This window comes from Bacteroides sp. AM44-19 (assembly GCF_003603395.1).
In the GTDB taxonomy this organism is placed as follows: Bacteria; Bacteroidota; Bacteroidia; order Bacteroidales; family Bacteroidaceae; genus Bacteroides; species Bacteroides uniformis.
Genome location: NZ_QTNB01000042.1, coordinates 1 through 6,586 on the forward strand (window position 1 = coordinate 1; position 6,586 = coordinate 6,586).

4 protein-coding genes are annotated in these 6,586 nt (G+C 40.9%); 1 reads left to right on the forward strand and 3 read right to left on the reverse strand.

All coding sequences use genetic code 11. The features are described from left to right. Positions 1–1,623, forward strand: a 1,623-nt coding sequence (mobC, locus tag DW947_RS21035; protein ID WP_119958624.1) for a conjugal transfer protein MobC, incomplete at its 5' end; no start/stop codon positions are given. A 131-nt stretch (positions 1,624–1,754) separates the two neighbouring features. On the opposite strand, the gene DW947_RS21040 is transcribed toward mobC, so the two are convergent. From DW947_RS21040 to DW947_RS21050, 3 genes are all read right to left on the reverse strand, one after another. Beyond that, a complete protein-coding gene (locus tag DW947_RS21040; protein ID WP_004291481.1) occupies positions 1,755–5,009 on the reverse strand; it encodes a P-loop NTPase fold protein in 3,255 nt (1,084 codons plus the stop codon). 16 nt (positions 5,010–5,025) lie between these two features. Continuing rightward, a complete protein-coding gene (locus DW947_RS21045) occupies positions 5,026–6,156 on the reverse strand; it encodes an ATP-binding protein (protein ID WP_004291480.1) in 1,131 nt (376 codons plus the stop codon). 301 nt (positions 6,157–6,457) lie between these two features. Then, a partial coding sequence (locus DW947_RS21050; RefSeq protein WP_207804813.1) for an RteC domain-containing protein occupies positions 6,458–6,586 on the reverse strand: 129 nt, incomplete at its 5' end.

A 6,586-nucleotide genomic window follows, 5' to 3' on the forward strand; every position in this document is an offset into this window, starting at 1 on the left:
ACGGGCTATGTCTGCCTGTTGATGGGTGGTCTGTGGATGAGCCGCCTGTTGAAACACAATTTGATGGAGGATGTTTTCAACAACGAGAACGAGAGTTTCATGCAGGAAACGAGGCTTATCGAAAGCGAGTATTCGGTCAATCTGCCGACACGTTTCTATTACAGGAAACGCTGGAACAACGGTTGGATCAATGTAGTTAATCCCTTCCGTGCGTCCATCGTGTTGGGTACGCCGGGCAGCGGCAAGTCCTATGCCGTGGTAAACAATTTTATCAAGCAACAGATTGAAAAGGGCTTTAGTCAATACATCTACGATTTCAAGTATCCCGACCTATCTACTATTGCCTACAACCATTTGCTGAACCACCCGGACGGCTACAAGGTAAAGCCGAAGTTCTATGTGATCAACTTCGACGACCCGCGACGCTCTCATCGGTGCAATCCCATTCACCCGGATTTTATGGAAGATATTACGGATGCCTATGAGAGTGCCTACACAATAATGCTCAACCTCAATAAAACGTGGGTGCAAAAGCAGGGCGACTTCTTCGTGGAGTCACCTATCATTCTGTTTGCCAGTATTATCTGGTATCTCAAAATCTATCAGAACGGGAAGTTTTGCACGTTTCCCCATGCTATCGAGTTTCTGAACCGCCGTTACGAGGATATATTTCCGATACTGACCTCTTATCCGGAGCTGGAGAACTACCTTTCGCCGTTCATGGATGCGTGGCTTGGAGGGGCTGCGGAGCAGCTCATGGGTCAGATAGCGTCGGCAAAAATCCCGCTTTCGAGGATGATTTCACCGCAGCTCTACTGGGTGATGTCAGACAGCGAGTTTACGCTGGACATCAACAATCCCGAAGAGCCGAAAATCCTCTGCGTGGGTAACAATCCCGACCGTCAGAATATCTACGGTGCGGCACTCGGTCTGTATAATTCCCGTATCGTGAAGCTCATCAACAAGAAGGGGATGCTGAAGTCATCGGTCATCATCGACGAGTTGCCCACAATATACTTCAAAGGGTTGGACAATCTTATAGCTACCGCCCGAAGCAACAAGGTTGCCGTGTGTCTGGGCTTTCAGGATTTCAGCCAGTTAGTGCGTGACTACGGGGACAAAGAGGCGAAAGTGGTGATGAACACTGTCGGCAATATTTTCTCCGGTCAGGTGGTGGGGGAAACAGCCAAGACGCTCTCCGAGCGGTTCGGTAAGGTGTTGCAGAAACGGCAGTCCATCTCCATCAACCGGCAGGATGTTTCCACCTCCATCAACACGCAGATGGACGCGCTCATTCCACCGAGTAAGATTTCCGGGCTTACGCAGGGAATGTTTGTCGGTTCTGTATCCGACAACTTCAACGAGCGTATCGAGCAGAAGATTTTTCATTGCGAGATTGTGGTGGATGCCGAAAAGGTGAAACGGGAAGAAAGTGCCTACAAGAAAATTCCCGTCATTACAAACTTCACGGACGAGGACGGCAACGACCGCATGAAGGAAACGGTGCAGGCGAACTACCGGCGCATCAAGGAAGAGGTGAAGCAGATTGTGCAGGAGGAACTGGAGCGTATCAAAAACGATCCGGTGCTGTGTAAACTGCTACCAGATAATGAGACTGTCTAACAAGTCCCCAAAATTGAAAATTATCCCTATCGAAGTTTGAAGTGACCCCCAAAAGTTGGATACAATTTTTTTGGGGGGCACTTCAGTTCTGACGGGTAAAATCGTAAAATTCGGACTTGTTAGACAAATACTTACGCGGTTTCAACCTCAGGTACTGAATCTATCGAATTGACAAATTTAACCAATTGCGGATCTGAATCTTTTTGTATGAGGTTTCGGAGACTCTTTTTCAATTCATAAGCATCATCCCCTGCTGTATTTATTAAATCCATATAAAAATCTTTGTTTTGCAGAATCAATGAACGGCATGCCCCATCGGAAATTACAGGTTTCACTATTTTATCAATAACGTCTCCAGCTTGACTTTTCAAATTACCATGCGATCTAAGCCATGTTTCGAAAAATTGAAACTTTATTGCATTGATAGTCTTTTTACCGATGCAGAAATCATTTCTTATATCGGTAACTGTCGATTTAATTTTTCGTTTATCCAATCTTTCAACTATATTCTTGAAACAATTAGGGAAAGGATTCAAACTTTGAGTTCCAGAAGCAATATCCATCAGAATCTTTTTGCCAAATTCAGTCAAGTTATCTGGCAAGGATTTGATTTTAGCCAGTAAATGTTTTATTGCGACAAACCAATAATATGATGTATGTGCTGTTCTTTGGGCGTATAATGTATCAACACTTATTTCAGACAACGCTTCGAACGCTATTTTATTGATATGATCGGTCAGGACATTGCTTATTTTAGTGGTCAAATCGTAAAAAGATGCGTCAGGAATTACATCTTTAATATTGTTCTTAGTGATATACTTATCCAAATCGGTATTCCACTCTGCTAAATGCTCGATAAATACCTCATCCGTTACACCTATTCTGTTCTTAATATCTTCAAATTGGGGCAATATGTCTGAGAGCAATAATTTATAGCCAAGTTTATGATTTACCATGTATTGTAGTGTTTCATTTAATAGCGGTATATTCCATCCCACACTATTTACTAATAAGTCTCCATGATCCACATAATAGTCCATGAGTTCTGCAACATATTTTATATCTCCACCCTCTATTAAGGAAACGGAATGACCATGTGCCAATTGCATGGCGACTAAATCGTAATATCCAGACTCTTTAATGTTTCGGCCATCAGTTTCTAATTCAGAATGCAACTGATTTATGTAGGTTGAATCTAACGTTACAGGTAAAGGTCTTTCTTCGTCAGATGCCAATAAACGATAGGTTGTAAATATAGCCCCTATATTATCTTTATTTACATTCTGTTCATCAATGCAATTCGTGATCGCTTGCAAAAGCGTTGGAAACGTATAGGTAGAATTATCTTTTAACGTTTTTACAATATCTGCATGGTCGAAATTATCGGGTAGTAAGTTTGCCAAATAATTATCGAGCGCCTCCGAATTTGTTGCTACTTGATAATATTTATATGCTTTAGTTGTCGCGTTATCCCGATAGGCAGCATCTGTTGCATTTGCAGCTTGAATATAATCGATAAATGTATTTGGCTTGACTGTTTTTGCTTCAATCAATGACGTAAAATCGCACGCCAACTTATTTTGCGCAATAAACCTGTCTATTGCATCTAACGTTTTGAAATAGTCGCCGCCATTGAAGTCATTGAACCGAACTATCTTCTTATATAATTGAGCAATCACATGGTTTTGGCTTTCCGTGTCTAAATGCAACAGCAGTTCTTGGTATTCGACAGGGAACACCTGCTTCTCTATGGATTCTTTTAATTTCAATTGTGCTATTCTTTGCCATACACGCAGAATAACATCGCTCTTTCGAGTTAATTTATGCAAACAATGTATAATCTTATCGATAAGCGCATTGTCCATACATTGTATAACTTCTTCTAATACAGTGTCAAATTGTTTATTAGTCTCTGCATATTGATTTATGTCGTGGTCTTCTTCTCCGTTGATGCAGCCTTCAATATATTTTTTCAATGGAATTTGTCGAGCATCTTCAACATCGACACCATATACCAAAGCTGCAATTTCGCGTTGTGTTTGCAGATCATTGTTAATTATTGTTTGAATGCCATTCAGATAGTCGCCGGACAATATTTGTTCTACTGGATTTGCCAGAATATCCGTCTTCTTCAAACAGAACAATGCTATGTTTATCATCAAAATTTCGTTACACCACTCTTGTTTAAGAGCGACCATCTCATTGATATATGATATAATTTCCCTAACATTGGCATTAGGATTTACCAATCTGAATATCCGATTTATAGTTTCTTTCGCTTCATTTTCTGTTTCTCCAAATGCTTCAACAAACAGTTTGTTGAATATACTTCGATAGTCGGTAATAACAGGAGGAGCAACACGATAAACAATAGGGAAAGTTTTATTGATAAAATACTTGGTCAGTTGTTTCGTTTGTTCGTCGGTCTCATCTCCGAATGCACAAGCTAAATGTGTTTCATCGAAAGGAATAACAGCCCAAACATTTTCAAAACCGCTATCGGCGAAGAACGTATGGATAGAAGACCATAATTCTTTTACTTTTTCAGCGGGGAGACGATCCATGTTGTCAAAAACAAGGACTAATTTACGTTGTCCTTTTTCCTTGATAAAATCAGAAATGTCTTGCATCCATGTTTTGAACTCGTAAACCGTTGGTTCGTCTTCGCTCAAAGTCTCATAGCAAACGTCCTTTTCGACTTTATCTTGATAAATAGCTAACATATAACTCCATCCATATTTATGATCTTTGCTATATGCCCATTTCCAAACGCACAATGCAATAAGAACTGGCAGTGCAGCTATGATAATAGACAATAAAGAAAACCACCATGTTGTGGGTGTAGGTTTTACTGCATACGCAATAAATGTAAATATCGGAGTTAAAACTGCAACCAAAAATGCCGCAACCATACCATTACTGATAAGGGGATATTTTTCGGTTACGGTCTCCGTTTTACGGGCTAATAAATATTTCAGCTTTTCAGACCATGATACGGTTTTCGTACCTCCACCTTTGACTTTTATTGTTGCATTTCCAGATAGGATACCATCATCAATAAGTTTGCTTGTAAGCAATTCCAATATAGAGCGGCGTTGCAAGTCCTCTTGATGTCCCCATGCGTCATACTCAAAAAAGTAATAGTCGTCTGATAATTCACGTTCCAACATTTTAACCACGTTGGATTTTCCAGATCCCCAAATACCTTCGATGCCGATAATTCGAGGTAAAGTACATTCCTCATCCAATGAATCATTCTGACAAAAATGGCGAGCAATAGTTTTTGCCAACCTTTCTTGCGAACCTCCATCGAATTTGTCAATACCACACGGTTTATTTTGGATAAACCGCGGATATTGCTGTTTGGATTGTAGTTTTGTTTCCATATACGTAATTTATTGATTATACGAACTCCAAATAATTCTCCCGATTTACCACATGAAACTCGGCATAGGGATAGGCTTCTTGGAAGGCTTTCGGTGCGGCCGGCATTTTATTTCCCCACTTGAACTCCAAGGCGGTAAGACTGTCGGCACTCTCCTCAATCAGGTCGATTTCCTGTTTGTCGTAGGTGCGCCAGAAATAGAACTCCCTGTGCAGTCCCTCATTGAAGTTCGCTTTGCGCCGCTCTCCGATGATGTAGTTCTCCCACAGCGCACCGACATCCTGCCGAATGGCCAGCGGTGAGAAAGCCCCGATAATGGCATTGCGAATGCCGTTGTCGTAGAAGTACCACTTGCCAGCTTTTGTAACCTCCTTGCGTAGGTTACGCGAATAAGCCCCCAGACGATAGATAACGAAGACCTTTTCCAATAGGTCGAGGTATTTTTCAACGGTCGTCTTGCTCATGCCGAGTTGTTTACCTAACTCTTCGTAAGAAACTTCGCTGCCCAACTGAAAAGCTATCAATCGCAGTAGATCGCGCATCTTGCTCGAATTTTTTAAGCCGTCAATTGCTAAGATATCTTTAAGCAGGTATGCACCGACAATATCACGTAGGTAGTCTGTTTTACGTTCATAGTTCTCCATCATTACTACTTCGGGATAGGAACCGTAAATCAAGCGCGCTTCGAGGTTCTGGCGGGTTTCAAGTGCCGTTTCCGTCTGTGCGATTTCCCGTTGCGAGAATGGTGTAAGGAGAAATTGCGTACTGCGGCCGACCAACGGTTCACCAGTCTTATTCAGCAAATCGAATGACGAAGAACCACTTGCCAAGACACTTATTCCCGGTATTTCATCAACTATCAACTTCAGAATACTACCGATTTGTGGTATGTTCTGTGCCTCATCAATAGCCAGCAAATCAATACCATCCAATAAATGCCGATAATTGGCTATTGAGCGATTCTCCAATAGTGCTAATGTGTCGTAGTCTTCGCCGTTGAGCATCATCGTCCTACCTGAATAGTTGTCCACAATTTTACGCATCATTACCGTTTTACCAACACGGCGAGCACCAAAAATCAGTACTGCTTTATTGGGCGCGATTCGTGCTGTAATCTTCTCTTGAAGTATTCTATTTACTGTTTCCATACCTTATAAAATATAATGCAAAGATAATCATATTTTTTTAATTGGCGAATTTTACAAAAAAAACGGGCTATTAAATGGCGATTTTTACAACCACAATCTTATGGAAGTTGTTTCATTGTTTTTAGTAATGATATATGTTCATACTATGATGACTCAATAATTTACCAGACATACGTTTCTGAAATTTGTCCTTATAGGAATGAAAAACTCACATATATTGTGCTAATTAATATATAATTAAATGAAAATAAAAAGACAGGATACGAGTATTCCTGTCTTCTCATATGTAATGGATATTTTTTTATTTTCTCATCCGCTCCAACTCCTCATCACGCAACATTCTCTCGTTCAGTTTTTCCTGCATCCTGTCAATGAAATAGGTGCGGCTTTCGTTCTTCCGGCGTTTGATATCAGTGTAGAAGCGGTAGCA

Bases quoted from the DNA above. Each gene is read 5' to 3' on its own strand.
- DW947_RS21040 (WP_004291481.1), bottom strand. From the start codon at position 5,009: ATGGAAACAAAACTACAATCCAAACAGCAATATCCGCGGTTTATCCAA.
- DW947_RS21045 (WP_004291480.1), bottom strand. From the start codon at position 6,156: ATGGAAACAGTAAATAGAATACTTCAAGAGAAGATTACAGCACGAATC.